32 protein-coding genes are annotated in these 24,831 nt (G+C 71.5%); 24 read left to right on the plus strand and 8 right to left on the minus strand.

The window, feature by feature from the left end:
* Nucleotides 1-89 precede the first annotated feature (89 nt).
* Genes WA967_RS07445 through flgN form a run of 8 tightly spaced genes read right to left on the minus strand, consistent with a single transcriptional unit; the run spans nt 90 to nt 5,859 of the window.
* On the minus strand, nt 90-530 hold the full coding sequence (locus WA967_RS07445) for a hypothetical protein (protein WP_424420670.1): 441 nt from the start codon (nt 528-530) through the stop codon (nt 90-92).
* Entirely contained in the window at nt 527-1,594 is a 1,068-nt protein-coding gene (gene tsaD, locus WA967_RS07450; RefSeq protein WP_424420672.1) for a tRNA (adenosine(37)-N6)-threonylcarbamoyltransferase complex transferase subunit TsaD, read from the minus strand. Before tsaD ends, WA967_RS07445 begins: the two co-directional genes overlap by 4 nt.
* Nucleotides 1,591-2,052, minus strand: a complete 462-nt coding sequence (gene rimI, locus WA967_RS07455; RefSeq protein ID WP_424420675.1) for a ribosomal protein S18-alanine N-acetyltransferase — start codon at nt 2,050-2,052, stop codon at nt 1,591-1,593. The genes tsaD and rimI overlap by 4 nt, the downstream gene beginning before the upstream one ends.
* Nucleotides 2,049-2,645 carry a tRNA (adenosine(37)-N6)-threonylcarbamoyltransferase complex dimerization subunit type 1 TsaB gene (tsaB, locus tag WA967_RS07460; protein ID WP_424420678.1) on the minus strand — a complete coding sequence of 199 codons (597 nt, stop codon included), beginning with the start codon at nt 2,643-2,645 and terminating at the stop codon, nt 2,049-2,051. The genes rimI and tsaB overlap by 4 nt, the downstream gene beginning before the upstream one ends.
* Before the next feature lie 48 nt (nt 2,646-2,693).
* Complete coding sequence (gene fliW, locus WA967_RS07465) at nt 2,694-3,065, minus strand: flagellar assembly protein FliW (RefSeq protein ID WP_424420681.1); 372 nt, start codon at nt 3,063-3,065, stop codon at nt 2,694-2,696.
* On the minus strand, nt 3,062-3,943 hold the full coding sequence (gene flgL / locus WA967_RS07470) for a flagellar hook-associated protein FlgL (protein ID WP_424420683.1): 882 nt from the start codon (nt 3,941-3,943) through the stop codon (nt 3,062-3,064). The genes fliW and flgL overlap by 4 nt, the downstream gene beginning before the upstream one ends.
* A gap of 10 nt (nt 3,944-3,953) precedes the next feature.
* Nucleotides 3,954-5,363, minus strand: coding sequence for a flagellar hook-associated protein FlgK (gene flgK, locus WA967_RS07475; RefSeq protein WP_424420685.1), 1,410 nt, complete (start codon nt 5,361-5,363; stop codon nt 3,954-3,956).
* A gap of 13 nt (nt 5,364-5,376) precedes the next feature.
* Entirely contained in the window at nt 5,377-5,859 is a 483-nt protein-coding gene (flgN, locus tag WA967_RS07480) for a flagellar export chaperone FlgN (protein WP_424420688.1), read from the minus strand.
* 299 nt (nt 5,860-6,158) lie between these two features.
* Here flgN and WA967_RS07485 point away from each other — a divergent pair, with 299 nt between their 5' ends.
* The 24 genes from WA967_RS07485 (at nt 6,159) to fliQ (ending at nt 24,831) form a co-directional block, all read left to right on the plus strand.
* Nucleotides 6,159-6,962, plus strand: coding sequence for a sigma-70 family RNA polymerase sigma factor (locus tag WA967_RS07485; protein ID WP_424420690.1), 804 nt, complete (start codon nt 6,159-6,161; stop codon nt 6,960-6,962).
* A gap of 109 nt (nt 6,963-7,071) precedes the next feature.
* Entirely contained in the window at nt 7,072-7,959 is an 888-nt protein-coding gene (locus tag WA967_RS07490; protein WP_424420693.1) for a flagellin, read from the plus strand.
* A gap of 83 nt (nt 7,960-8,042) precedes the next feature.
* Nucleotides 8,043-9,413: a flagellar filament capping protein FliD gene (fliD, locus tag WA967_RS07495; protein ID WP_424420695.1), complete on the plus strand. Its 1,371-nt coding sequence runs from the start codon at nt 8,043-8,045 to the stop codon at nt 9,411-9,413.
* Entirely contained in the window at nt 9,410-9,814 is a 405-nt protein-coding gene (gene fliS, locus WA967_RS07500; protein WP_424420697.1) for a flagellar export chaperone FliS, read from the plus strand. Before fliD ends, fliS begins: the two co-directional genes overlap by 4 nt.
* A complete protein-coding gene (locus WA967_RS07505; protein ID WP_424420699.1) occupies nt 9,811-10,083 on the plus strand; it encodes a hypothetical protein in 273 nt (90 codons plus the stop codon). Before fliS ends, WA967_RS07505 begins: the two co-directional genes overlap by 4 nt.
* Nucleotides 10,084-10,197: 114 nt before the next feature.
* A complete protein-coding gene (locus WA967_RS07510) occupies nt 10,198-10,539 on the plus strand; it encodes a flagellar basal body rod protein FlgB (RefSeq protein ID WP_424420702.1) in 342 nt (113 codons plus the stop codon).
* On the plus strand, nt 10,539-10,931 hold the full coding sequence (locus WA967_RS07515) for a flagellar basal body rod protein FlgC (RefSeq protein ID WP_424420705.1): 393 nt from the start codon (nt 10,539-10,541) through the stop codon (nt 10,929-10,931). Before WA967_RS07510 ends, WA967_RS07515 begins: the two co-directional genes overlap by 1 nt.
* 1 nt (nt 10,932) lies before the next feature.
* On the plus strand, nt 10,933-11,262 hold the full coding sequence (fliE, locus tag WA967_RS07520) for a flagellar hook-basal body complex protein FliE (protein WP_424420708.1): 330 nt from the start codon (nt 10,933-10,935) through the stop codon (nt 11,260-11,262).
* Nucleotides 11,262-12,881: a flagellar basal-body MS-ring/collar protein FliF gene (fliF, locus tag WA967_RS07525; protein WP_424420711.1), complete on the plus strand. Its 1,620-nt coding sequence runs from the start codon at nt 11,262-11,264 to the stop codon at nt 12,879-12,881. Before fliE ends, fliF begins: the two co-directional genes overlap by 1 nt.
* Nucleotides 12,881-13,885 (plus strand): flagellar motor switch protein FliG, encoded by a 1,005-nt coding sequence (fliG, locus tag WA967_RS07530; protein WP_424420714.1) that lies wholly within the window; start codon nt 12,881-12,883, stop codon nt 13,883-13,885. Before fliF ends, fliG begins: the two co-directional genes overlap by 1 nt.
* Nucleotides 13,875-14,507, plus strand: a complete 633-nt coding sequence (locus WA967_RS07535; RefSeq protein WP_424420717.1) for a FliH/SctL family protein — start codon at nt 13,875-13,877, stop codon at nt 14,505-14,507. The genes fliG and WA967_RS07535 overlap by 11 nt, the downstream gene beginning before the upstream one ends.
* The gene (locus WA967_RS07540; protein ID WP_424420720.1) at nt 14,504-15,799 is read left to right on the plus strand and encodes a FliI/YscN family ATPase; all 1,296 of its coding nucleotides are present in this window, start codon (nt 14,504-14,506) and stop codon (nt 15,797-15,799) included. The genes WA967_RS07535 and WA967_RS07540 overlap by 4 nt, the downstream gene beginning before the upstream one ends.
* Complete coding sequence (locus WA967_RS07545; protein ID WP_424420723.1) at nt 15,796-16,218, plus strand: hypothetical protein; 423 nt, start codon at nt 15,796-15,798, stop codon at nt 16,216-16,218. The genes WA967_RS07540 and WA967_RS07545 overlap by 4 nt, the downstream gene beginning before the upstream one ends.
* Nucleotides 16,215-17,807 carry a flagellar hook-length control protein FliK gene (locus WA967_RS07550; RefSeq protein WP_424420726.1) on the plus strand — a complete coding sequence of 531 codons (1,593 nt, stop codon included), beginning with the start codon at nt 16,215-16,217 and terminating at the stop codon, nt 17,805-17,807. The genes WA967_RS07545 and WA967_RS07550 overlap by 4 nt, the downstream gene beginning before the upstream one ends.
* 14 nt (nt 17,808-17,821) lie before the next feature.
* Nucleotides 17,822-18,241: a flagellar hook assembly protein FlgD gene (locus WA967_RS07555; RefSeq protein ID WP_424420728.1), complete on the plus strand. Its 420-nt coding sequence runs from the start codon at nt 17,822-17,824 to the stop codon at nt 18,239-18,241.
* A gap of 20 nt (nt 18,242-18,261) precedes the next feature.
* Complete coding sequence (locus WA967_RS07560) at nt 18,262-19,422, plus strand: flagellar hook protein FlgE (protein WP_424420730.1); 1,161 nt, start codon at nt 18,262-18,264, stop codon at nt 19,420-19,422.
* 144 nt (nt 19,423-19,566) lie between these two features.
* Nucleotides 19,567-19,818, plus strand: coding sequence for a flagellar FlbD family protein (locus WA967_RS07565; RefSeq protein WP_424420732.1), 252 nt, complete (start codon nt 19,567-19,569; stop codon nt 19,816-19,818).
* A complete protein-coding gene (locus WA967_RS07570; protein ID WP_424420735.1) occupies nt 19,818-20,669 on the plus strand; it encodes a motility protein A in 852 nt (283 codons plus the stop codon). Before WA967_RS07565 ends, WA967_RS07570 begins: the two co-directional genes overlap by 1 nt.
* A complete protein-coding gene (locus WA967_RS07575; RefSeq protein ID WP_424420737.1) occupies nt 20,666-21,487 on the plus strand; it encodes a flagellar motor protein MotB in 822 nt (273 codons plus the stop codon). Before WA967_RS07570 ends, WA967_RS07575 begins: the two co-directional genes overlap by 4 nt.
* A 46-nt stretch (nt 21,488-21,533) precedes the next feature.
* A complete protein-coding gene (locus WA967_RS07580; protein WP_424420740.1) occupies nt 21,534-22,448 on the plus strand; it encodes a flagellar motor switch protein FliM in 915 nt (304 codons plus the stop codon).
* 3 nt (nt 22,449-22,451) lie between these two features.
* On the plus strand, nt 22,452-23,108 hold the full coding sequence (fliN, locus tag WA967_RS07585) for a flagellar motor switch protein FliN (RefSeq protein ID WP_424420743.1): 657 nt from the start codon (nt 22,452-22,454) through the stop codon (nt 23,106-23,108).
* Between the two features lie 3 nt (nt 23,109-23,111).
* Nucleotides 23,112-23,618, plus strand: a complete 507-nt coding sequence (locus WA967_RS07590) for a FliO/MopB family protein (protein ID WP_424420745.1) — start codon at nt 23,112-23,114, stop codon at nt 23,616-23,618.
* Nucleotides 23,615-24,562 carry a flagellar type III secretion system pore protein FliP gene (gene fliP / locus WA967_RS07595; protein WP_424420747.1) on the plus strand — a complete coding sequence of 316 codons (948 nt, stop codon included), beginning with the start codon at nt 23,615-23,617 and terminating at the stop codon, nt 24,560-24,562. Before WA967_RS07590 ends, fliP begins: the two co-directional genes overlap by 4 nt.
* Entirely contained in the window at nt 24,559-24,831 is a 273-nt protein-coding gene (gene fliQ, locus WA967_RS07600) for a flagellar biosynthesis protein FliQ (RefSeq protein ID WP_424420749.1), read from the plus strand. The genes fliP and fliQ overlap by 4 nt, the downstream gene beginning before the upstream one ends.

Below are 24,831 nucleotides of genomic sequence, written 5' to 3' on the forward strand. Positions count from 1 at the left end.
GCCTCGGCATCCGTCAGCGAGCCGCCGGGTGCGTAGGCGCGGCGCTGCAGCTCACGTCGTCGTGAAGCCCGGGCAGGATCCAGCATCCGTCATCCCAGACTCTCGAGCTGCATGGCCGCCCAGAGCAGCCAGCCCGCGCTGAACAGGGTCGCGCACAGACCCAGCACCAGCGCCCACATCGCCATCGCGCGGTTCTCAATCGGACGGCGCAGTGACATGATGGCCGCGATCACCGCGACGATCGCGACGGGGATGCCCCAGCCCACGAACATCGAGGTCGCCAGCGCCACGATCGCCGCGACCAGCGCCCACGGCGCCAGCCGCGCGTCGTCCACCGGCTCGGGAGCAGGTTCCACCGTGGGCGCCCATCCCGTGCCGGCGAACTCCTCGGCATCATCCGGCACCAGCGGCGCCATCGGAACCGGACCGGTCGGCAGCCTGTCGTACCCCTTGCGCGCACCGGGCAGAGCCGCGCCGCCCTCAGGGCGGTCGACCTCGGGCGTGGGCCCCTCGATGCGCGGATCGGTCATGCCGAGCTCACCTGGATCTCGGTGACCGGCAGCGTGGAATCCGCACCGAACGCCAGCGTCGACGGCCCCCGGCCGGAGGCGATGAGCTCGGCGGCGAGCCCCGCGATCATGGCGCCGTTGTCGGTGCACAGGCTCAACGGCGGGATGCGCACGGTCACGCCCGCGGCATCCGCTCGCCGGAGCGCGACCTCACGCAGCCGCTTGTTGGCGATCACCCCGCCGCCCAGCAGCAGCCGTGGCACGCCGCGGTCCTCGCAGGCGGCGAGCGCCTTGGTCACCAGCACGTCGACGACGGCCTCGCGGAAACTGGCCGCCACGTCGGCGACCGGGATCTGCTCGCCGTTCGCCTCGGCGCGCTCGATCCAGCGGGCGACGGCGGTCTTCAGCCCCGAGAAAGAGAAATCGTAGCGATGCTTCTCCAGATCGGATGCCTTGGACAGGCCCCTCGGGAAGCGGATGGCCGCAGGATCTCCCCCGACGGCGGCCCGATCGATCTGCGGTCCGCCGGGATACGGCAGGCCCAGCAGCCGGGCGACCTTGTCGAACGCCTCGCCGGCGGCGTCGTCGACGGTCTCGCCCAGCAGTTCGACGTCGGTGGTGAGGTCGCGCACGTGCAGGAGCGAGGTGTGCCCGCCGCTGACCAGCAGCGCGATGGTGGGGTACTCCAGCGGCTCGGTCTCGTGGTCAGGCGAGGCCAGGATGTCGGCGGCGATGTGCCCGACCAGGTGATTCACCGCGTACAAGGGCTTGTTCAGACTGACCGCAAGACCCTTGGCCGCGCCGACGCCGACCATGAGGGCTCCGGCCAGGCCCGGCCCGCTGGTGACGGCGATGGCGTCGAGGTCGTCCAGGGTCACCCGCGCCTCGGCGAGCGCCTTCTCGATGGAGGGCTGCAGCGCCTCGAGGTGCGCGCGGGCGGCGACCTCGGGGATCACGCCGCCGTAGCGCGCGTGCTCGTCCATGCTGGAGGCGATCGTATTGGACAGCAGCCGCCGCCCGCGCACGATGCCGATGCCGGTCTCGTCGCAGCTGGATTCGATGCCCAGCACCAGGGGTTCGTTCACTCTGCACTCCACGACGTCAGATCCAGCCGCATGACGATGGCGTCCACATCGTCGGGCTGATAGTAGCGGGGACGTCGGCCGATCTCGGCGAAGCCCTCCGAACGGTACAGCCCCTCGGCCACGGGGTTGTCGGCGCGCACCTCGAGGAACAGCTCGCGGGCGCCGCGCGCCGCGGCCTCTGCGATCAGGGCGCGCAGCAGGCTGCGCCCCCTCCCCTGCCCGCGGACTGCGGGCGAGAGTGCGATGGTCTGGATGTCGGCATCCGATCCCCCGCGCAGCGCGCGCAGGCCGCCATAGCCGACCACGCGCTCGTCCTGCTCGTCGACGAGGTAGTGGCCGTGCTCACCGGCCAGCTCGGCGGCCATGGTCTGCTCGCTCCACGCGTCGGTGGGGAAGCTCGCGCGCTCCAGCGCCATGATCGCACCCAGATCGCCGACAGTGGCCAGGCGCAGGCTCACGAGCTCACCCGCTTCGGTCGGCCGGGCTGCACGACATCCGGCGAGCGCAGGTACAGCGGCTCGGCACCGGTGAGCGTGCGGCCGGAGGCGATCACGCGAGCGCCGACGCGCGCGAGGGCCGCCGCGTGCAGCTCGACGGCCTCGTGCGCGGGGCGTTCCAGCGCCGTCCCCTGCTTCTCGAGACGGGCGGGCAGGATCAGGTGCGGGATGCCGTCGGCATCCGCTCCATCGAACACGCTCACCGCGATCTCGCGCCGACGCGCATCGGTGACCACGGCGAAAGGACCTGTGACGCCGTCTTCGAGCAGCATCCGCGCAACGGCGAAGTGGCTGGGCACGGGGATCACGGGGATGCCTCGCCCCAGCGCGAACGCGCGGGCCGCGGCGATGCCGATGCGCAAGCCGGTGAACGGGCCGGGCCCCATGCCGGCGACGACGTGCGTGATGCCGGGCTGCGCGACCCGGGCCAGCAGATCGCCGATCACCTCGGCATGCCCGAGCGGGTCGGGGGCGGAGGCTTCGGCGACGGTGCGACCGTCGGCGTCGATGACGGCGACGGTCGTGCCCAGGGAGGTGTCGACGGCGAGGATCACGTCTCCAGGGTAGTCGCGGGCGCCCCGCATGCAGCCGAGAGACCCGGATCAGCCCAGCGGGGCTCGCAACGGATAGTCCTGCCCGTCGAGGATGACCTGCGCAGCCCGGCCCGTGGTCGCGTTGGCGACGATGGGGGCGAGAAGGTTCACCTGGGCGCCCTGGGCGGAGCGTCCGGCCACCACCAGCAGCAGCGCGTCCGCGGGCGCGGTCAGGTCGAGCTCGGCGACGTGCTCGTCGGGGAGCACGGGGCTGTAGTCCGCCACGACCAGACTGGGGTCCAGCACGAACAGCCGCAGCGCCGCATCCTCGACGGCGTCGAGGGTGAACAGCCCCTCGGCTCCGTCGACGGGGTCCAGGGCGAACTCGGTGTGCGGTTCGAACCCCGGCGGCGGGGTGACGAAGTGCAGCAGCGCGGTCATCGCAGGAAGTCCATCAGCGAGGGCTGCAGCACGCGCGCAGTCACGGCCAGCGACGACTGGACGACGAGCTCCTGGGCCTGGAGCCGAACGAGCACCTCCACCGAGTCGACGTCCTCGACGGCGGCCCGTCTGGCCTCCAGCGACACCTGATCGTGCATGGTCGCCTCTTTCGCGCGCTCCATCTGGGCCTGGCGGACGCCGACCGCGCCCTGTGCACTGAGCATAGCCGTGCGTCGCTCATCGATCTCCTCGAGCCGCGCGCTCACGCCGGCACCCGCACGAAGGTCGGCGGCGATGCGGTCCAGCAGGGCGAAGACCGAGCCCGCGCCCTCGCCGAAGACCGCGGCGCCGTCCGTGTCCACGCGCACCGACGCCTCGTCGGACACCCGACGCACGACCGCCGAGCCGGGAGCGCCGCTGTGCGCATAGGCCGCATCGAACGCGGGGGCATCCGACGTCCCCGCGAAGACGGAGCGCCCCAGCACCGCCGTGTTGGCCTGAGCCAGCAGCTCGTCGCGGAGGCCCTCGATCTCGACCGCGATCGCGTCGCGCGATTCGGCGTTCATGGTCCCGCCGTTGGCACCCTGCACGACGAGGTCGCGGGCCCTGCCCAGCAGCGCCGTGCTGGACGAGATCGCGGAGTCGGCGGCCGTGACCCAGGCGATGCCGTCGTCGATGTTGCGCGCGTACTGCGCGGTGCGGCGCTGCTCGTCGTGCAGGTTCAGTGCGGCGATCGCGGCCGACGGGTCATCGGACGGCGCGGCGAAGGCGCGCTGCGACACCGCCTGCTCCTGCAGTCGGGCGAGCTGGGAGAGATTGGCCTGCAGCTGCCGCGTGGCGGCGTCGGTCATGGCTCCAGAGGTGATTCGCGAGATCATGATGGTGCTCCTATCGGCCCACGAGGCCGGTTCGGTTGATCAGGACGTCTAGTGCCTCATCGACCGCGGTGAGCACGCGGGCAGCGGCCTGGTACGCGCTCTGATGGGTGAGCAGGTCGACGGTCTCCTCATCGCCGTCGACGGCGGAGACCGAGCGCTGCGCCGAGACGGCCGAGACGGATGCCGTCTCCGCCAGGCGCGCGCGCTGCACATCGCCTGCGGTGCCGACGGCGAAGCCGGAGACCAGGTCGGCCCAGATCCCGTCGGGTGCTCCTGCGGCGCGGCCGAGCTGGGAGATGGCGTCGGCGTTGCCGGCATCCAGCGGGCCCGCGCCGGGCGCGGCCAGAGCCAGATCCGAGGGAGAGGCGACGGCGACCTGCAGCCCCAGCGCGGCGGGGCCCGCCGCCCCGATCGTGAAGAAGTCGCCTCCTGCGGCTCCGGAGGCCGTCACGCCCGCGCGATGCTGCGTGTTCACCGTGTCTGCGAGCGCCGTGGCGACGGCGTTGTACGTCGACGCGATGGATGCCAGCATCCCGCCGTCCTCCGAGGGCGCGAGCAGGGCGAGCTCCGCCCCGAGCTCACCGGAATCCACCGCGACGGGAAAGCCGGACGCGCCCGCCCACGACACCACCGTCCGACCGCCCGCGTCGATCGACGTCGGTCCGTCGACGGCGAGCTGCCGCGACTGGACGCCCGAGACGAGCGCATTGCCGTCGAGACGCACCGTCATGGTGCCGTCGGCCTCCAGAGTGCCGCGCGCTCCGGTCAGCCGGGAGACGCTCTGCGCCAGGGAGTCGCGGCGGTCGATGAGCTCGTTCGCGGATCGGCCGGTGGCCAGCGCGTCGCGGATCTCGCGGTTCAGCCCGGCGATCTGCCCGGCCGCGTCGTTCACCTGCGCGACTGTGCGATCGACGGATCCGCGCACCCCGGTCCACTGCGAGGCCACCGCACGGTAGCCGTCGCCGATGCGCGCCGCGAGCGAGCCCGCGGACTCGATCACCACGGCCGCCGCAGCCCCGGAGTCCGGCGTGTTGGCGAGGTCCTGCCACCCCGACCAGAACTGTGACAGCTGCGCCGCCAGCCCGTTCTCGGTGGGCTCCTCCATGGCGGCCTCCGCGGTGGTCGCGGCGACTGCTCGTGCCGACCAGTACCCCGATGCGCCGACCGCGTCGCGCACGCGGGCGTCCAGCAGTGCGTCTCCCAGCCGCGCGATGCCGTCGACCCGGACGCCCTGCCCGGGCTGCGCGCCCACGCTGAACCGGCCCGACCGGGCGATGGCCGCGACGGCGGAGGTGTCCACCCGCTGCCTGGTGTAGCCCTCGGTGCCCTGATTGGCGATGTTCTGGCCGACGACGTCCATGCCGCGTCGTGCCGCGGCCAGTGCGCTGGCCGCCGTGGTCAGTCCGCTGAATGTGGACATGTCCGCCTCTCCGTCAGATCTGGGTGTCCACGATGCGAGCGGAATCGCTGGTCGCGCGATCCCCTCGGGTGGTGTACTCGCCGGCATCGTCCCCGAGGCTCGCCAGCGTCTCCTGCGTGGCGCGCAGCACCGCGCGCAGCTGCTGAGAGTTCGAGTCCCGCATGCTGGCGATCTCGCCCGTCAGCTGAGTCATCACCCGCAGATGGTCGGAGAGCACACCCCGCCAGGCATCCGTCGGCGCCTTCGCGATGAGCGAGCGGATGCCGGACCCCTCCGGCGCTCCCCACTCCCCGGCGACCAGATCCGCTTCGACGACCCGGGACATGCTCGCCTCGCGCAGACGCTCCAGCACGGTCTCGATCTCGCGCGTGGCGTGCTGCAGCCAGCGCGTGCGTCCCGCCAGGAGCAGCAGCTCCTGCTCCTCCAGCTTGAACAGCAGCATCTCCAGCAGTTCACGCTCCCGCCACAGCTGCATCGACAACTCGTTCGCTCCCACGTGCATCCTCTTCCCCAGGGACCCCAGCCATAGCCGCAGATCGCGGCCCTGCCCTGACTATCGGCCATCTTCGGACCATTGTTATCCGCCCGAGATGAAGAAGTCCCGAATTCTCCGGCCTGCGCACTTCTCCTGCCGCGGATTCCGTGCAAGACTCCTCACCGAGGGCGAGGAAGCAGGACGCACCGGGTGGGACCGGTGGGTTCGAGCGACCCCGATCGAGTGCCGGTTCTCCTTGAGGGAGGGAGAACCGGAGAGCTGGTCCTTCTTGAGGGAGAAGGACGTGAGAGGGCACCACTATGTCGACGCTTGTCGAGCGCAACAGGCTGATCGTGGAGAATCTGCCGCTGGTCGGATATCTGGCCTCGGAGACGCATGCCCGCGCCACGCACATACCGCGCGAGGATCTCGCGTCGGTCGGAGCGCTGGCACTGGTGACCGCCGCCGATGCCTTCGATGCGAGCCTGGGCGTGCCGTTCGGCGCGTACGCCCGGCGGCGCATCCTGGGTGCCTTCGCCGACGAGATGAGGTCGATGGACTGGGCCTCTCGCGGCATTCGCCGTCGCATCAAGGAGACGGTCGCGGTGAACGACACTCTGGCGGCGGCTCTCGGCCGCGCGCCGACGGTCGCCGAGATCGCGACAGCCATGGCCACGCCCGAGCAGGAGGTCATCGAGGCGCTGGCGGATGCCGCGCGTTCGGTGTCCTCGCTCGACGACGGCCGCGAACTCGACCTGGTCGCGGACATGCCGCTGCCCGAGGAGTCCGCCGTCCTCGCGGAGCGCCGCGCGGTGCTGGAGCACGCGGTCGCCGCCCTGCCCGAGCGGATGCGGCTGATCATCCGCGCGGTGTACATCGAGGAGCGGCCGGTCAAGGACATCGCCGAGGAGCTGGGCGTCTCGCACTCCGCCGTCTCCCAGCAGCGGTCCGAGGCCGTGCGCCTGCTGCGCGACGCCATGGAGAGGTATTTCCACGAGGACGGCGAACCGCCGGTCAGCTCGCGGGTGTCGGCCGCGGTGCGGGACGCGTTCTTCGAGCGGATCGGCGCGGCCGGAGGTGCTCTCATGGCACGGGCATTCGGCGGCCACGCCCTCGTCTCCTGATCGGCGCCCGCCGCCGGCGTCCTCCTAACGCGTCGCATCCCCTGGTCGATAGAGGTTCGTGGAGCCCACGGACGGGCTCCGCACGAACACAATCACGGAGGAACACACCATGGGTATGCAGATCAACACCAACGTGTCGGCGCTGAACGCCTACCGCAATCTGTCCAGCACGCAGAACGATCTGTCGAAGTCGCTCGAGAAGCTCTCCAGCGGTCTCCGCATCAACCGGGCAGCGGACGACGCTGCGGGCCTGGCGATCTCCGAGGGCCTGCGCGCGCAGGTCAACGGCCTGAACGTCGCAGCTCGCAACGCCCAGGACGGCATCTCGGTCATCCAGACCGCAGAAGGATCGCTGACCGAGGTCCACTCCATCCTGCAGCGCATGCGCGATCTGGCGGTGCAGGGCGCCAACGACTCGAACAACGCCGACTCGCGCGCGGCCATCAAGAACGAGGCCGACCAGCTGGGTGCGGAGCTCTCGCGCATCTCGGAGTCGACCAACTTCAACGGCATCAACCTGTTCCAGGCCGGTGCGACTGCCGGCCCCGCCTCGCTGACCTTCCAGGTCGGCTCCGACGGCACCTCGGCTTCGCAGATCAGCGTGAACATGCTCGACCTGTCGGCAGCACTCGGGGACGGGACCACTGACCTGGTGGCACTGAGCGCCGGCACGCTGGCGACCGATGCCGCCGGTTTCGATGTGACCGACGCGACGACCGCTGCCGCGACCATCACCCTGATCGACAAGGCGATCACCAACGTCTCGACCGGTCGCGCCGAGCTGGGTGCGAACCAGAACCGGTTCGAGTCGACGATCAAGAGCCTGCAGGTCTCCGCGGAGAACCTGTCTGCCGCGGAGAGCCGCATCCGCGACACCGACATGGCGTCGGAGATGGTCAAGTTCACCTCGAAGAACATCCTGTCGCAGGCCGGCACCGCGATGCTCGCGCAGGCGAACCAATCCAACCAGGGCGTGCTGCAGCTGCTCCGCGGCTGATCCGCTCGCACTGACACCGGGCGGGCGGGCGCACCGCTCCCCCGCCCGGTGTCGGCATCCGCTCTCCGATGAGGAAGGCTCGCATGGCACTCTCTCTCGACGGCCTGGTCTCCGGCATGGACACCACCGCAGTGATCAAGGCTCTGATGGACGTCGAGTCCATCCCGCGCAACCTGCTGAGCGCGAAGAAGGACGACAAGAACGTCATCATCTCGAATCTGCAGTCCCTCAATTCCGCGATTCAGGATCTGGCGACCAAGGCCAAGGCCGCGACCGTCCCGGGGTCCCTCTCCCGCTGGACGGCCACCTCTTCCTCCCCGTCGGCGACCGTGACCGCCGGTGCGGACGCAGCCCCGGTCTCCGCCGACGTCGTCGTCGATGCCGTCGCGCAGCGCCACGGCATCGTCACCTCCGCGTTCAGCACCTGGCCCGCAGACCCGCCCATCCTCACCCTTGAGAACGCCGCCGGGGAGCTGCGGGAGATCACCGCGGCATCCGGCTCCGCCCAGGACGTGGCACGCGCCATCACGGCATCCGGATTCGGCGTCACCGCCACCGCTGTGCCCTCCGGCGAGGACGCCTCGGGCACCACCCTCTACCGCCTGCAGGTGACCGCCGACGAGCCCGGCGCCGACGGGACGTTCCGCATCTTCCGCGGCTCCGGCACCAGCACCGATCTGGCCGCAGAACCCGGCGCGGCCGTGATCACCACGGGCGCCGATGCACGGATCCGGCTGTGGGCCGGCACCGCCGCCGAACAGACCCTCACCAGCGGCTCGGGCACGTTCACCGGCCTGTTCCCCGGCGTCGACCTCACGGTCGTCGCGGCCTCCACCGATCCCCTCACCATCACGGTGTCGACCGACATCGCGGCGCAGAAGACCTCGCACGGCGACTTCGTGAAGCAGCTGGCAGGCATCCTCACCCGCATCGACAACGGCTCCAAGGCCACGGTCGCCGACGGCCCGGGCAAGGACACCACGCTCGGAGTGTTCACCGGCGACAGCACGGTGCGCGCGCTGCGCGGAGCCCTCGCCGACGCCATCCAGCACCCGGTCGGCGGCATCTCGCCGTCGACGGTCGGCGTCTCGATCGACCGGTACGGCGCGCTCAGCTTCGACGCCGACAAGTTCGCCACCGCGCTCGCCGACGACCCGGCCTCCGTCGACGCCGTGTTCAGCGGCATCGCCGCCCGCGTGCAGGAGGTCTCCGAGCGGTACTCCGACAAGTACGACGGGCTGCTCACCTCCCGCATCACCGGTCAGGAGCGGGAGGTGCGCAGCCTCGGCGACCAGATCGGGAGCTGGGACGTGCGCCTCGCGCAGCGCAAGACGACGCTGGAGCGCACCTACGCCCAGCTGGAGACCATGCTCGGCAGGCTGAAGTCGCAATCCGACTACCTCGGCTCGCAACTGGCCGCCCTCCCCAAGACCTCGAGCGGAGACGCCTCATGAACGCCGCACTGAGAGCCCAGCAGCGCTATCGCGACGACGCGATCCTGTCCGCGACGCCCGAACGGCTGCTGACCATGCTGTACGACCGCCTGCTGCTGGACATCGACCGCGGCGAGGCCGCGCAGCGCGCCGGCGACTGGACGGCGGCCAACGCGCAGCTGCAGCACGCGCAGTCGATCGTCGCCGAGCTGCAGTCCTCGCTCACCGACGGCTGGGACGGAGCTGCGGGCCTGCGCGCGCTGTACACCTTCCTCGCCGAGACGCTCATCGGCGCGAACATCGGCCGCGACCCGGAGCGCACCCGCGCCGCACGCGACCTGGTGGCCCCGCTGCGCGAGGCCTGGCACGCCGCCGCCGACTCGCTGGCGGGCGCGGCCCGTCCTGCCGCAGTGCTCGCATGACGGCATCCGCCTGGGAGAGCCTGCTCGAGGAGTTCGAGCGGGAGCTCCTGCGCGACGCAGGCGATGAGCAGGACGCCGGCTGGGATGCGCCCGGCGCGCCGCTGCCCGTCGCACTCGCCGATCGCGCACGCGACCTGCTCGACCGCCAGAGGCACCGCATCGCGGGGCTCGAGGCCGAGCTCGCGACGATCGCCGAGCATCTGGAGGCCGTGCGGCGCGTCCCAGAAGCGGTGTCCGATGCACCCGCGTACCTCGACGTCGCCGGCTGACGAGAGATCCGCCTAACGCACCCCTCACGACGGCCGATAGAACACGGAGAGCACGGATAGCTCGACTGACATCGGCCAGGGACCGGCCACCGCCGCTACGGACGAAAGCCGACCGTGTTCGATTCTGTGACCTTCTCGGCGCTCAGCAGCGCCCTCGACGGGCTGTCGATGCGGCAGCGCGCCATCGCCGACAACATCGCCAACATCAACACACCCGACTATCACGCCAAGCGAGTGCAGTTCGAGCAGGCGCTGGCCCAGGCCGTCAGCGCGGGTGATGGCACGGTGTCCGCCACCGTCGGAGAGTCGCTCGAGCCGACCCGCCTGAACGGCAACAACGTCAATCTCGACACCGAGACGCTCTCCAGCATCGACACCATGCTGCGCTACCAGTTCGCCACGCAGGCAGTGAACGGTTCGTTCGCGTCGGTGCGCACGGCCCTGAGGATGAACTGATGACCTTCGACGCGATCGGCATCGCCGGCACGGGCATGACCCTGCACCGCAAGTGGCTGGACGCCCTCTCCGACAACATCGCCAACATCAACACGGCGGTCGCGACCAGCGACGCGGCGTTCCGCGAGCGGTACATCCTGGCGCAGACCAGTCCCGACTCCCCCGGTGCGTACGTGGCCGGCGCGGCGTTCGGCTCACCCGAGGGGAGGCTGGTGCACCAGCCCGACCACCCGCTGGCCGACGCCGACGGCTACGTGCGCTACCCCGACATCGACCTGGGCTCGCAGATGAGCCAGCTCATCATGGCCCAGCGCGGCTACCAGGCCAGCGCGGGCACCGTCGACCGGGCGCGCAACGCGTACGAGGCGGCTCTGCAGATCGGACGCGGCTGACATGGAACCCCTCTCTGCAGTGGGCGCGGCAGTCATCGGCTCCCCCGCCGTCGGCGCGCCGTCCGCCGCACCCGATGCGCCGTCGGCGCCTGTCCTCGAGACCGGCGGCGACTCCGCGTTCGCGGCATCGCTCCCCGGTGCCGTCGACGAGCTGCGCGGACTGCAGTCGCAGGCCGATGCCCTGGGGGTGGCAGCCGTCACCGGGGATCTGGATGACATCCACGCGGCGATGATCGCCTCCACGCGCGCCGCCGTGACCCTCGAACTGGTCGCGGCCGTGCGCAACAAGGGCGTCGACGCGTTCAACGAGATCATGCGGATGCAGGCCTGATGCCCTCCGCGATCACCGGCGCGCTGCAGCGCGCCAAGCACGTCGTCGGGGGCTTCACCGTCGCGCAGCGCACCATCGCGATCATCGGCGTCGCCGTGCTCGTGCTGGGCACGGCGGCCCTGGTCAACTGGGCGACCCGGCCCACGATGAGCCCGCTGTTCACCGGTCTGAGCGCCTCCGACGCCAACGCCGTGGTCGAGCAGCTGCGCGGCGCATCCGTGCCGTACGAGATCGCGGATGGCGGGGCGACCGTGCTCGTTCCCGAGGCCGAGGTGTACGACCAGCGGTTGGCCGCTGCGGCGGCAGGACTGCCCTCGTCCGGCACCGACGGGTACTCGCTGCTGGACCAGATGGGTGTCACCACCTCGCAGTTCCAGCAGTCGGTCGCCTACAAGCGCGCCATCGAGGGCGAGCTGGCCAAGACCATCGAGGCGCTCGACGGCGTGTCCACGGCATCCGTCCGCCTCGCCATCCCCGAGGAGAGCGTGTTCGTCTCCGAGAAGGTCGACCCGACGGCATCGGTGTTCGTCGACACCGGCCGCGGCACGCTGAACACGCAGCAGGTCGAGGCGATCGTGCATCTCACCTCGGCCGCGGTCAGCGGCCTCGAACCTGCCAACGTCGCCGTCGTCGACCAGACCGGCCACACCCTGTCCGCGATCGGCGGCGATGCTGCGGGGTCCGCCGGCGCGGATGCGAGCGACTATGAGACGCGCGTCACCGCCAGCGTGCAGCAGATGCTGGACAAGCTGGTCGGCACCGGCAAGGCGACCGTCACGGTCACCGCCGATGTCGACCGCTCGGTGAGCCAGAAGTACGACGAGACGTACACGCCACTCGACAAGGGCGCGGCCTCCTCCGAGCACGTGCGCACCGAGACCCGCGCGGACGGCAAGGGCGGTGCCGGTGTGCTCGGCCCGGACAACATCGCCGTGCCGTCGCCCGGCGGCGACAGCGGGTACTCGCTCACCGACGAGACCCGCAACAATGTGATCAACCGCTCGGTGGAGTCCAGCTCCACTCCGGCCGGTTCGATCAGCAGGCTCTCCGTCTCCGTCGCCGTGGACGCGGCGGCCGCGGCAGGAATCCCCGCTGATCAACTGAATCAGCTGGTCTCCGCCGCGGCGGGCATCGACACCTCTCGCGGCGACGTGCTGTCGGTCGAGACGGTCGCGTTCAGTCCGACGGATGCCGATGCGGCCAAGTCCGCGCTGCAGGCGGAGCGGGATGCCGCGGAGGCGGACCGCCGCAACGGGCTGATCGGCGCGGCCATGATGGCCGCGGCCATCGGGCTGCCGGTGCTGATCGTCGTGATCGCCGTGATCCTCCTGGTGCGGCGTCGGATGCGCCCGAAGGACGAGTTCGAGGCGATGTTCGGCGAGGATGCTCCACGCGGGGTGCTCAGGCCGTCGCTCGCCGAGGAGCTCCCCGCCGCCACGGTCCCGATGGAGCTCACCGGACCCGAGCCCGTGCTCGGTGAAGGGCTGCCGGAGATCGAGTCCGAGCCGGCGCAGGTCAGCATCGAGCGCCGCCGTGCCGAGATCGAGGCCGCCAGCAGGCGGGACCCGAAGCGCACCGCCGAGCTCCTGCGCAGCCTGATCACGGAGGGCAGGCGCTGATGGCCGGGCTGACCGGGGCGCAGACCGCGGCGATCGTGCTGATGAATCTGGATCGCGCCGCCGCCATCGAGGTGATGAAGCATCTGAGCGAGGCCGAGGCCGAGGCGATCGCCGCCGAGATCATCGGCCTGCAGGATGTGGATGCGATGACCACGGCGGCGGCGCTCGGCGACTTCCAGAGGATGACGGCCGGGCATCTGCCTCCTGCCCGTGGCGGCCGCAATCTGGCCGTGGGGCTGCTGGAGGCGTCATTCGGCGCGGAGCGCGCCACCGCCGTGCTGGACCGCGTGGGCACAGGCAGCGGCAGTTCGGCATTCGACTTCCTCGACGCCGTGGATCCCGCGCACCTGGCCGCCCTGCTGGACGGAGAGCTGCCGCAGACCGCCGCCCTCGTGCTCGCGCACCTGTCGACCGATCGTGCGGCACTCGCCCTGGCCGCGATACCAGACGGGCCGCGCACCGAGGTCGCGCACGCCATCGCCACCATGGGCACGGCCACGCAGGACGCGATCGCGATCGTGGCCGACTCCCTGAAGGAGCGCACCGGGATGTTCGCCGCACGGGACTCCCCCGAGCGCCTGGGCGGCGTCGCCCCGCTGGTCGACATCATCAACCGCTCCGACGCAGCCGTCGAGAGGGCGCTCCTGGAGAGCATCGAGCAGATCGACAGCGCACTCGCGGAGGACATCCGCTCGCGCATGTTCACCTTCGCAGACCTCGTCCGGCTCGAGGGGCGCGACGTGCAGCAGGTGCTGCGCAGCATCGACATCCGCTCGCTCGCGCTGGCGCTGAAGGGCGCGGACGAGGGCATCGCCGAGGTCATCCGCGGCAACATCTCCGAGCGCAACCGCGAGAACCTCGAACTGGAGGCGCGCTCGCTGGGCGCGGTGCGCATGTCTCAGGTCGAGGAGGCCCGCGCCGAGATCGTGCACATGATCCGCGGGCTGGAGGCCGCCGGTGAGATCACCGTGCAGCGCACCGATGAGGAGGAGTATGTCAGCTGACGTCTTCTCCCCCGCATCCTTCCCGCGGCTCCGCGATGCGGATGCCGAGGCGCTCCGCGAGCGCCAACGCGAACGCGGGTACGCCGACGGTCATGCGGAGGGCTTCCGCGCCGGACTCGCGCGGGCCGAGGCGGAGGCTGCGCGGGCGGACGCCGCTCGCGCAGCGGCGGATGCCGCACTGCGTCGCGATGTCGGCTCCGCCGTGACCGCCCTGCAGACCGCCGCCGCCCGGCTGACCGCGAGGGCGAGGGAGCTCACCGCCGCGTCCGAGCGGGACGTGTCGGCCAGGGCCGTCGACCTGGCGGAGCTGATCGTGTCCGCGGAGCTGTCCGAGCCCGGCGTCGCCGCGGTGGCTGCGGTGCGCCGGGCACTGAGCGCTCACGATGCCGACGATGTGCGCGCGATCCGGCTGAGTCCCGACGACGTGCTGGCGCTGGATGCCCAGGGCGGCCTGCCGGAGGACATCCAGGTCACCGCCGACGCGGCGCTGATGCCGGGCGACGCGATCGTCGTCGTGGACGACGGCTTCGTCGACGCGCGCATCGGCGCAGCCCTGGATCGCGCTCGGCGTGCGGTCGCCGATGCCGCGGTCATCGACTTCGCCGCCGGGAGGATGCCATGAGCGCCTGGAGCGCGGTTCTCGACGCGGCCCGGCCGGAGCGGGTGGGGAGCGTCTCGCGCGTGCGCGGCCTGGGCGTGGAGGTGCGCGGCCTGGACTGCGCGGTCGGAGACGTGGTGTCGCTGGGCGACGACGGCGTCGCGGAGGTCGTGGCCATCAGCCGCGACGCGGCGCAGTGCATGCCGCTCTCCTCCACGGCGGCCGTGACCATCGGCAGTCCGGTGCGCACCAGCGGCGGCCCGCTGCGGGTGCCGGTGGGCAGGACGCTGATGGGCCGCGTGCTGGACGGGCTGGGGCGTCCCATCGACGGCAAGGGCCCGATCGATGCGCCGCTGGCGAGCCTTGACCACGGCGCGCCGTCGGTGCTCGGACGCGATCGCATCTCCGTGCCGCTGCCGCTGGGCGTGCGCGCGCTGGACACGCTGACCTCGATCGGCCGCGGCCAGCGCGTGGGGCTGTTCGCCGGCTCGGGCGTCGGCAAGTCGTCGCTGCTGTCGATGATCGCGCGCGGCACAGCGGCGGACGCCACGGTGATCGCCCTGGTCGGCGAGCGCGGCCGCGAGGTGCGGGAATTCCTCGAGGACGACCTGGGCCCCGAGGGACTGGCGCGCTCGGTGGTGGTGGTCTCCACGTCGGACCAGCCGGCCATGGCGCGCATCCGCGCCGCGTTCACGGCCACGCGGATCACCGAGGCGTTCCGCGATGAGGGGGTGCACGCGATCCTGATGATGGACTCGCTCACCCGCGTCGCCATGGCGCAGCGCGAGATCGGCCTGTCGGCGGGCGAGCCGCCGGCCACCCGCGGCTATCCGCCGTCGACGTTCTCGGTGCTCGCGGGGCTGCTCGAGCGCGCGGGGACATCGCGCGGTGGATCGGTGACGGGCATCTACACGGTGCTCGTCGACGGCGACGACCACAACGAGCCGATCGCCGACGCCGTGCGCTCGATCCTCGACGGCCACGTCGTGCTGGACCGCGCGCTGGCGCTCAGCGGCCATCATCCGGCCATCGACGTGCTGGGCTCGATCTCCCGCGTCGCGAGCAAGATCACGTCGGCGCCGCAGCGCGCGCAGGCCACCGCGCTGCGGTCGGTGCTGGCGGCGCGGCGAGCTGCGAACGACCTCATCGACATCGGCGCCTACAAGCAGGGCGCGAACCCCCGAGTGGACGCCGCGCTGGCGCACGAGGAGGCGATCTCGGCGTTCCTCACGCAGCCGCTCGACGAGCAGAGTCCCGTCGAGGAGTCCTGGCGGAGGCTGTCCGCCCTGGTCACCGATCTCGGAGGCGTGTCGTGAACCGCTCCTTCTCGCTCTCGGGCCTGCTGCGCGTGCGGGCGATCCAGGAGCGCCAGGCCGCGCAGGAGCTGTCCCGGGCCGTCATCGACGCCGACCAGACCCGGGTGCGCGACCGTCGGCTGAGGGCAGCGCTGGGTGCGTCCGACTCGGATGCCGTCGACACCAGGTCGCTCGCCGCGCTGGCCGCCGCCCGCGTCGCCGGCCGCAGCATGCTGGCCGAGCTGCAGTCGCTCGCAGCGCTGCAGCAGCAGGTCCTGCGCGAGGCGAGGACCGTGCACGGCGATGCGCGACGAGAGGTGCGCGGTCTGGACCGCCTCGCCGAGGCGCATGCCCTGCGGGTGCGCGCCGAGGAGCTGCGAGTCGAGCAGCAGGAGCTCGACGAGATCGCCTCCCGCGGTGTCGAGGAGGACCCCGCATGAGCCTGCTCAGCATCCCCGACATCGCGCTCCCGCCCGCGCACCGCCCGGCGTCCCGCGCGGATGCCGTCTGCGGAGCCGCAGCGTTCGCCGACGCCGTCCGGCGGGAGGGCGCGGTGGTGCGGCGTGATGATCCGAGCCCGTCGCCGCGTCGCGATCGCGCGGGACGAGACGATACGGCGTGCGGGAGCGGTGCCGCGGGCGGCGCCGGCACGGTTCCGACCGGCGGACCGGTCCCGGTCGCCGGGACGACGGCGGACGCCGGCGCAGACACGGGAACGGGCACGGGCACGGGCACGGGCACGGGCAGCGTCTCCGGCGTCGGCGGTGTCTCCGACGGCGACGCCGTCTCCGGCGCCGGCCGCGGCACCGGTGCGGATGCCGGGGACGGGAGCAGCGCGCTCGGGTGGGCCGCTGGCGTCGGGGCGGGGGTGACGCCACTGCCCGTCCCGCCTGCCGGCACGACGGCGATCCCCGCGCAGGCGGGAGCCGCGCTGTCCGACACGGGCACGCTCCCCGATTCCGATTCCGCTCCCGCCGGTGCGGAAGACGGCGCGGTCACGGCAGCCACCGGCGCCGTGACCGACGAAGCCCTCATCGCGGCCGGCGCCACCGCGCTCACCCCGGACGTGCCCGCCACCACGCCGACCGGCCGGATCACGGCTGCCGGCGCCACCCCGTCGACGCCGGTCACGGCATCCGCCGAGCCGCTCGCCGGCGCGGACGCCGGGCACCGGCCCGCGGCGGGGCAGGATGCAGGGATCCCGACCGACCCCACCGCTCAGTCCGCAATGACGGTGCGGGGCGTGCTGCTGACAGCCGGCCCGCTGAGCACGGACGCGGCGTCCGAGCAGCCGGCCACGAACGCCGCGGCTGCTCTCCGTCCGGCGGCCGCGGGCACCGAAACCGCGACTGTCGCACCGGCATCCGCGAGCGTCCCACCGGCATCCGCGACCGTCTCACCGGCATCGGCGAGTGCGGTCGCCGCGGCATCCAAGAGCACCCGCGCGGCGGCGGAACCCCGCCTCCCCGACGCGGCTCCGACCGCTCCTGTGGTGTCGGCTCCTGCCGATGCACGTGCTGCCACGGCATCCACGGCGCCCCCGCCCGCCGCAGCCGTCCCACGGCACGTGCTGCTGCCGCAGCTGTCCGCTCCCGTGCTGTCACTCGCGAGCGCCGCCGACGGCGAGCACAGCGTGACGCTGACCGTCGCCCCGGAGTCGCTCGGCCCCGTCACCGTCCGCGCCCACATCGCGGCAGGCGTGATCCGTCTCGAGCTGCACGCGCCGTCCGAGGCGGGTCGCGAAGCACTGCGTGCGATCCTCACCGATCTGCGCCGCGACCTCGCGGTCGCCGCCCCGGGCTCATCGCTGGCGATGTCCTCCGACGACGCCGCGGGACCATCGACGGACGGTCGTCAGGGTACCGGCGGCCGCTCCGAAGCCGGCACGGGATCCGACGCCCGCACGGGATCCGACGCCCGCACCGGCGGAGATGCCGAACGCGGCGAACGCGGCGGACCCTCCGACCGCCGCTCGTCCCCGCTCATCCGCACACTGCCGCCGCACGACGGCCTCGAACTCTACGCCTGAGGGGAAGGAGCCCCATGACCACCATCGATCCGATCGCACACAGCGGCATCCACACCGGCAGCACCACGCCGCCCGCGGCCCGCAAGCAGAGCCTCGACTCCGAGGTGTTCCTCAAGCTGCTGGTGACCCAGCTGGCGAACCAGGACCCCAGTTCGCCGATGAACACCAACGAGATGATCGCTCAGACCACTCAGCTCGCCTCGATGGAGCAGCTCACCCAGCTGACGTCCACGACGACCGAGAGCTTCGCGCTCAGCATGCGGCAGACCGCCGCCGCGCTGATCGGCCGGGAGGCGACCTACACCGACGCCGACGGCGAGGAGCAGCGGGGCGTCGTGACCTCCGTCTCGTTCGCCGGCGCCGTGCCCAAGGTCACCATCGGCGCCGATTCCATCCTCCTCGACGCCGTCACCGGCCTCGCCATCGCCTCCTGACCCACCCGAAAGGCATCATCATGCTCCGTTCGCTCTTCTCCGGAATCTCCGGTCTCCGCAGCCACCAGACCATGCTCGACGTCACCGGCAACAACATCGCCAATGTGAACACCGTCGGCTTCAAGTCCTCGTCCGCGCAGTTCCAGGACTCTCTGTCGCAGCTCGTGCAGAACTCCACCTTCCCGCGCGCAGGCGCCGGCGGCACGAACCCCGCGCAGGTGGGACTGGGCGTGCAGCTGGCCGCGATCCGCACCAACTTCTCGTCGGGGGCATCCCAGCCCACCGGCGTGCCCACCGATCTGATGATCGCCGGTGACGGCTTCTTCGCCGTGCGCTCGGGCGCCGAGACGCTGTACACCCGCAACGGGAGCTTCTCGTTCGACGCCAGCGGGCGCCTCACCTCCGCGGACGGCGCTCTCGTGCAGGGGTGGACCGCGCGGAACGGCATCATCACCACCGGCCAGGGGCTGGGCGACATCACCCTGCCCGTCGGCGCGATCGCCCCCGCGGTCGCCACCACGACGACCACGGCGACCGGAAACCTCCCCTCCGAGACGGCCGTCGGCGAGACGCTCGTGCGCGACATCGAGGTGCACGGCGCAGACGGCACGTCCTCCACGCTGCAGCTGACGTTCACCCGCACGGCGACCGGATGGGACGTCGCGGACGGCTCCGGCGCATCCACCTCGCTCGCGTTCGCGAACGGCACGCAGGCGGGCCCGTCGTCTCTGGTGTCCGGCGCGATCACCGTGGACCTCTCGGCCGTCACCGGCTATGCCGAGGTGAGCTCGCTCGCCCTCACCTCGCAGAACGGGCGCCCCGCCGGCAGCCTGGTCTCCTATGCGCTCACGGAGGACGGCAGTCTGATGGGCACGTTCAGCAACGGCGAGACCGAGGTGCTCGCGCGTCTCGCCCTGGCGAACTTCACCAACCCGGGCGGACTGGAGAAGACCGGCTCCTCGCAGTACCGACCCAGCGCCAACTCCGGCGCTCCGACCATCGGCCAGGCCGGCGAGAACGGGCTCGGCGGCATCATGAGCGGCGTCCTGGAGATGTCGAACGTCGACCTGTCGCAGGAGTTCACCAACCTCATCGTCGCCCAGCGCGGATTCCAGGCCAACGCGCGCATCATCACCACCAGCGACGAGGTGCTGCAGGAGCTGACCAACCTCAAGCGCTGACGCCCCCGACGGAGGCGGATGCCGCGGACGCGACGGCCCAGGGCTAACGCGGCGCCCGCACCTGCCGACAGTCCCTGTCGACGGCCCAGGACGGGCCGCCGGTGCCCCGGTTCCGACCGGAGCGGATCTTCCAGGATGGAGCCCATGATCATCGTCACGCGTCTGAACCGAACCCGGTTCGCGGTGAACCCGGATCTCATCGAGCGGATCCAGGCTGCACCGGACACGACGCTCATCATGGTCGACGGCGCCACCTTCATCGTCCGCGAGACGATGGACGAGGTCATCACGCAGATCGCCGACTTCCGCGCCCGGGTGCTCGCCGCCGCGGCCGACCCGACGCGGTCCTTCGCCCCGCCTTCCCCGCCGAGGCCCGAGTTCGGGGAGATGCGCTGATGGATCCGTCCCTGATCATCGGTCTGGTCCTGGCCTTCGGCACCCTGCTGGCCACGATCAGCATGGAGGGCGCATCGATCAGCGCGCTGCTGCTCCCCGGGCCCATGCTGCTGGTCTTCGGCGCGACCATCGCCGTCGGGATCGGCAGCGGCACCCTGCAGGACAGCATCCTGGCCATCAAGTCGCTGCCGCGTGCCTTCACCGGCGACCGGGGCAAGCCGGCGCAGGCGATCCCCGGCATCGTCGCCTACGCGGAGACAGCCCGCACTTCCGGGCTCCTGGCCCTCGAGAACGGGGTCGCCGAGGAGAAGGACCCGTTCATCCGGCAGGCGCTGCAGAGCATCGCCGACGGCGTCGACGCCGAGGATCTGCGCATCCTGCTCGAGGACGAGATCTCGTCGACGGCAACCCGCAATCGCACCGCATCGAAGTTCTTCATGACGCTGGGCGGGTTCGCGCCCACTGTCGGCATCATCGGCACGGTCGTCTCCCTCACCCACGTGCTGGAGCAGCTCGACACGCCCGACACGCTCGGCCCGCTGATCGCGGCGGCATTCGTCGCCACGCTGTGGGGCCTGCTCTCGGCGAACTTCATCTGGCTCCCGATCGGCGGCCGGCTGCAGCGCATCGGCGAGATGGAGCTGGAGCGGATGACCCTGCAGATGGAGGGCATGCTGGCGGTGCAGGCCGGCGCCGCTCCGCTGCTGGTGGAGGAGCGTCTGCGCGCCCTGATCTCGCAGCCCGCGGGCAAGGGCGCGAAGAAGGCGGGGGCGAAGAAGGCGAAGGGCTCGGGCAGGGCGAAGGATCAGGTCGGGGGCGTCGACTTCGCGGATGCGGAGGCGATCCTGTGAGCGTCCGCGCGCGTCGCCGCCATGCCGCCGCGGCGGCGGAGCACGACGGCCCCGACGAGCGCTGGATGGCGTCGTACCTGGACATGGTGACCGTGCTGATGTGCATGTTCATCGTGCTGTTCGCGATGTCCACCGTCGACCAGCAGAAGTTCGAGGCCCTCAGCGCCTCGCTGGCCACCGGCTTCGGCCAGACCGAGACGGAGAAGGCCGACGTCTCTCAAGGCGTCGTCGTGCCACCGGACCTGGTGGCCGAGAAGGGCGAGGCGTTCGCGGATATCGACGTCAGCGCGTCGCAGGCGAAGGTGGAGTTCGACAACCTCAGCGCGCTGCGCGAGCGCATCCGCAGCGCACTGGCGCAGCAGGGGCTCGCGGATGCGGCGACCTACACGATCGACACGCGGGGGCTGACCGTGAGCCTGGTCAGCGCCGAGACGTTCTTCGCTACCAACAGCAACACGCTCACCGACACGGCGACGCGGATCCTCGACACCCTGGCGTCCGTGCTGGTGACCATCCCCAACGAAGTCTCCGTCGAGGGCCACGCCGACAACCGGCGCTCCGTCGCCCCGTACGCCACGAACTGGGAGCTCTCCGCCGCGCGCGCCACCCAGGTGGTGCGGCACCTGATCGAGGCCGACGGGTTCCCGATGGCGAAGATCAAAGCCGTCGGCTTCGGAGACACGCGGCCGGTGGCGAACGGCGGCGGCGACGCCGACCTGGCCCAGAACAGGCGGGTGGACGTCGTCATCATCTCCGACGCCGAGGAGGGGGTGAGACAGCTGCTGCCCGCACTGCAGGCGCAGCAGCCCGCGCACTGACAGCACACGCCTAACGCCGCAGCCGCAGCACCCGATAGTCGGAGTCGTGGCAGTGGATGACGGCGCTCTCGCGAGCCCGAGCGAGACACCCGAGGTCGAACCGTACGACTTCGGGCGCTCGACGACCCTTTCGCGAGAGCACACCCGCATGCTCGAGGTCGCCTTCGAGACCTTCTCCCGACAGTGGGGCTCGCGGCTGTCGGCGCGGGTGCACAGCCGCGCGCACGCCTCGCTCGAGCAGCTGAGCCTGCTCACCTACGACGACTACGCCAGGACTCTGCCCGCCACCACGACCATGGTGGTGTATGCGCTGCCCGAGTCCGATGAGCGCATCGTCGTCCAGCTCCCGCTGTCGCTGGCGATCGAGTGGATCATGCAGATGCTCGGAGGGCGGGTCGACGCGTCCCCCGACGAGCGGCCCCTCACCCCGATCGAGCAGGCGCTGGTGCGCGGGCTGATGGGCGATGGCGGCGACGCCCTGACCACGGCGCTGGACGGCCTGCTCCCCGCCGGCATCTCCATCGCCAGCATCCAGCACAGCCCGCTGTTCGCCCAGGTCGCGGGACCCAACGACCTCGTCATCGTCGCACGCCTCTCGCTGCGCTCCAGCGGGAGCACCTCCGACGTCACGGTCATGCTGCCGGCGTCCGTCGTGCTCGACGCCTTCGCCGTCGGCCGTGCCGAGGCCGCCGACGCGGCCGTGCCTGGACTGGTCCGCAGCCACATCGAGCGGACCCCGATCGAGCTGGCGCTGCGCCTGACGCCGCGCCCGGTGCTTCCGCGCGAGATCCTCGACCTCGCCGTCGGGGATGTCCTGACGTTCCCGCACCCCGCCGACCGGCCGCTCGAGCTGACCGTCGACGGGGTGCCGATCGCGACCGCCGCGGTGGGCGCGTCGGGGGCGCGCCTGGCGTGCGTCATCACCGCGACGACCCCCGATCCCGAATCCCCCGAGGAGTAACCCGTGACCAGCACCCCTGCCTACGAGTCCGCCGTCGCAGCCGCGTTCGCCGCCCGGCTGGCCACCGCGTCGCCCGCCTCGGCAGTGGCGTCCCAGCCGTCCGGCGACACCGGAGACGCGGTGATCGTGACGTACGTCGGCGAGGCGAGCGCGGGAATCGCCGTGCAGATCCTGGATCCGGCCGCCCTCGTCGACGGCCTCCCCGATGCCGCACTGACCGAGCGCCTGCACGGTGCGCTCGAGGCCGCGGTCCTCCCCCTCGGCGCCGGCCGGCTGGACGATGCGACCTTCGGCGACGCCTCGTCGGCGTTCACCCACCCCGGCGCGCAGGTGTTCGATCTGCAGGAGGCAGGTCACGTCATCGGACGGATCGCCGTGCGGATGCTGCGCACCCCGGCCGCCGCATCAGGCGACTCCGTCCGGCTGCAGCGCATCGCCGGCGTGGAGATGGACCTCGCCGTCGAGATCGGACGCACCCGCATGGCGGTCCGCGACGTGCTGGGCCTGGAGCCGGGGCGCATCGTCGAGCTCGATCGCTCCGCGGGAGCCCCTGCCGACATCCGTCTGAACGGGCGCGTCATCGCCCACGGCGAGGTCGTCGTCGTCGACCAGGACTACGCCGTGCGCATCACCCGGATCCTCGAGAACGCCGAGGCCTGATCCTTGGACGAGCTGCTCCTGCTGCTGCGCGTCGCCGTGTCGCTGGCCGCGGTGCTCGGGCTGCTCTGGTTCCTTCAGCGGCGACTCACCCGGCGCACGCAGCGCAGCCGGGACGCCGAGGTCATCAGTGTGCTCGGGCGACGAGGCGTCGGCTCGAAGGCGCAGCTCGTGGTCGCCGAGGCGGAGGGGAACCGCTACGTGCTGGGCGTCACCGAGCACGGCGTCACCGTGATCGACAAGCTGCCCGGCCGCAGGCCGATGCGCGCGACCCCGGTGAGCACGACGAAGGAGGAGGCCGGGACACCGGATGCCGAGGGCGCCCCGGACTTCGACGGGCTGTTCGCCGCGGAGTCGCTGTCGCAGTCGTCAGCCGCTGTGCAGGGCACGGCGCTCTCCGAGCTTCCGCTGCGCCGCGACCGCGCGACGCAGCGCGCCGACCCGCTGCGCGGCTCGATCCTCTCCCCCGGCACCTGGCGGCAGACCGCGGACTTCCTGCGACGCCCCCGATGAGCACCGCTCTCACCCGGCGAGCACGCGTCGTCATCCTCGTGCTGTTCTCGCTGCTGCTCGCCGGCGTCGTCGTGCTGTCCGCCGACGCCGGCGCGCGTGCCGAGGCGCGGGGGGTGTCGGCATCCGTACAGGCATCCGTTGCAACGGCATCCGCTGCAACGGCATCCGTCGGCTCCCCGGCATCCGCATCCGTGCAGACGACCGCTCCCGTCCTCCCGGCCGCGACCGGCGATCCCGACGGTCCGGTCGAGCCCACGCCGCCGGCGGAGGACCCGGGGATCAGCATCGACATCAACGGCATCGACGGGTCGCCGTCCTCATCGATCCTGGTGATGCTGGGCATGACGCTGCTGTCGGTGGCGCCGGCGCTGCTGCTGATGGTGTCCTCGTTCACGAAGATCTTCGTCGTGCTGGCGATGACCCGCAATGCGCTGTCGCTGCCGACCATCCCGCCGAACCAGGTGCTGGCGGGGCTGGCGCTGTTCCTGTCGCTGTTCATCATGTGGCCGGTGCTGGGCGAGATCAACACGCAGGCCGTGCAGCCGTACGTCGACGGATCGATCACGTTCACGCAGGCGTTCGACCTGGCTCAGCCGCCGCTGCGGGACTGGATGATGGGGTTCACGCGCGAGGAGGATCTCGCACTGATGACGCGCATCGCGGATCAGCCCAACCCCGCCGATCCGCAGAGCGTGCCGCTGTACACGCTGATCCCGGCGTTCATGATCTCCGAGCTGCGCAGCGCGTTCATCATCGGCTTCGTCATCTTCGTGCCGTTCCTGGTGATCGACATCGTCGTGGCCGCCGCGCTGATGTCGATGGGCATGATGATGCTCCCGCCGGTGATGATCTCCCTGCCGTTCAAGATCCTGCTGTTCATCCTCGTCGACGGATGGGGGCTCATCATCAAGACGCTCATCGAGAGCTATGGGGGTGTCGGATGACGCCGGAGGCCGCTCTCGACATCGGCGTGCAGGGCCTGATCATCGCGGCCAAGCTCGCCGCCCCGCTGCTGATCACCGCACTCGTGGTCGGGTTCGCGATCTCGCTGCTGCAGTCGATCACGCAGGTGCAGGAGGTGACGCTGGCGTTCGTGCCGAAGTTCATCGCCGTCGGCATCGCGCTGGTGGTCGCCGGCAACTGGATGATCTCCGAGATCGTCTCCTTCACGCACACGATGTTCGATCGCATCCCGCAGCTGCTGGGCGGCTGA

It is taken from the genome of Microbacterium sp. (assembly GCF_049650565.1).
In the GTDB taxonomy this organism is placed as follows: Bacteria; Actinomycetota; Actinomycetes; order Actinomycetales; family Microbacteriaceae; genus Microbacterium.

Bases quoted from the DNA above. Each gene is read 5' to 3' on its own strand.
- WA967_RS07445 (WP_424420670.1), bottom strand. From the start codon at position 530: ATGACCGATCCGCGCATCGAGGGGCCCACGCCCGAGGTCGACCGCCCT.
- fliW (WP_424420681.1), bottom strand. From the start codon at position 3,065: ATGACCGCGCTGCTGCACTTCGTCACCCCGCCGCCGGGGTTCGAACCG.
- flgL (WP_424420683.1), bottom strand. From the start codon at position 3,943: ATGATCTCGCGAATCACCTCTGGAGCCATGACCGACGCCGCCACGCGG.
- flgK (WP_424420685.1), bottom strand. From the start codon at position 5,363: ATGTCCACATTCAGCGGACTGACCACGGCGGCCAGCGCACTGGCCGCG.
- WA967_RS07485 (WP_424420690.1), top strand. From the start codon at position 6,159: ATGTCGACGCTTGTCGAGCGCAACAGGCTGATCGTGGAGAATCTGCCG.
- WA967_RS07490 (WP_424420693.1), top strand. From the start codon at position 7,072: ATGGGTATGCAGATCAACACCAACGTGTCGGCGCTGAACGCCTACCGC.
- fliD (WP_424420695.1), top strand. From the start codon at position 8,043: ATGGCACTCTCTCTCGACGGCCTGGTCTCCGGCATGGACACCACCGCA.
- fliS (WP_424420697.1), top strand. From the start codon at position 9,410: ATGAACGCCGCACTGAGAGCCCAGCAGCGCTATCGCGACGACGCGATC.
- WA967_RS07505 (WP_424420699.1), top strand. From the start codon at position 9,811: ATGACGGCATCCGCCTGGGAGAGCCTGCTCGAGGAGTTCGAGCGGGAG.
- WA967_RS07515 (WP_424420705.1), top strand. From the start codon at position 10,539: ATGACCTTCGACGCGATCGGCATCGCCGGCACGGGCATGACCCTGCAC.
- fliE (WP_424420708.1), top strand. From the start codon at position 10,933: ATGGAACCCCTCTCTGCAGTGGGCGCGGCAGTCATCGGCTCCCCCGCC.
- fliF (WP_424420711.1), top strand. From the start codon at position 11,262: ATGCCCTCCGCGATCACCGGCGCGCTGCAGCGCGCCAAGCACGTCGTC.
- fliG (WP_424420714.1), top strand. From the start codon at position 12,881: ATGGCCGGGCTGACCGGGGCGCAGACCGCGGCGATCGTGCTGATGAAT.
- WA967_RS07535 (WP_424420717.1), top strand. From the start codon at position 13,875: ATGTCAGCTGACGTCTTCTCCCCCGCATCCTTCCCGCGGCTCCGCGAT.
- WA967_RS07540 (WP_424420720.1), top strand. From the start codon at position 14,504: ATGAGCGCCTGGAGCGCGGTTCTCGACGCGGCCCGGCCGGAGCGGGTG.
- WA967_RS07550 (WP_424420726.1), top strand. From the start codon at position 16,215: ATGAGCCTGCTCAGCATCCCCGACATCGCGCTCCCGCCCGCGCACCGC.
- WA967_RS07555 (WP_424420728.1), top strand. From the start codon at position 17,822: ATGACCACCATCGATCCGATCGCACACAGCGGCATCCACACCGGCAGC.
- WA967_RS07560 (WP_424420730.1), top strand. From the start codon at position 18,262: ATGCTCCGTTCGCTCTTCTCCGGAATCTCCGGTCTCCGCAGCCACCAG.
- WA967_RS07565 (WP_424420732.1), top strand. From the start codon at position 19,567: ATGATCATCGTCACGCGTCTGAACCGAACCCGGTTCGCGGTGAACCCG.
- WA967_RS07570 (WP_424420735.1), top strand. From the start codon at position 19,818: ATGGATCCGTCCCTGATCATCGGTCTGGTCCTGGCCTTCGGCACCCTG.
- fliP (WP_424420747.1), top strand. From the start codon at position 23,615: ATGAGCACCGCTCTCACCCGGCGAGCACGCGTCGTCATCCTCGTGCTG.
- fliQ (WP_424420749.1), top strand. From the start codon at position 24,559: ATGACGCCGGAGGCCGCTCTCGACATCGGCGTGCAGGGCCTGATCATC.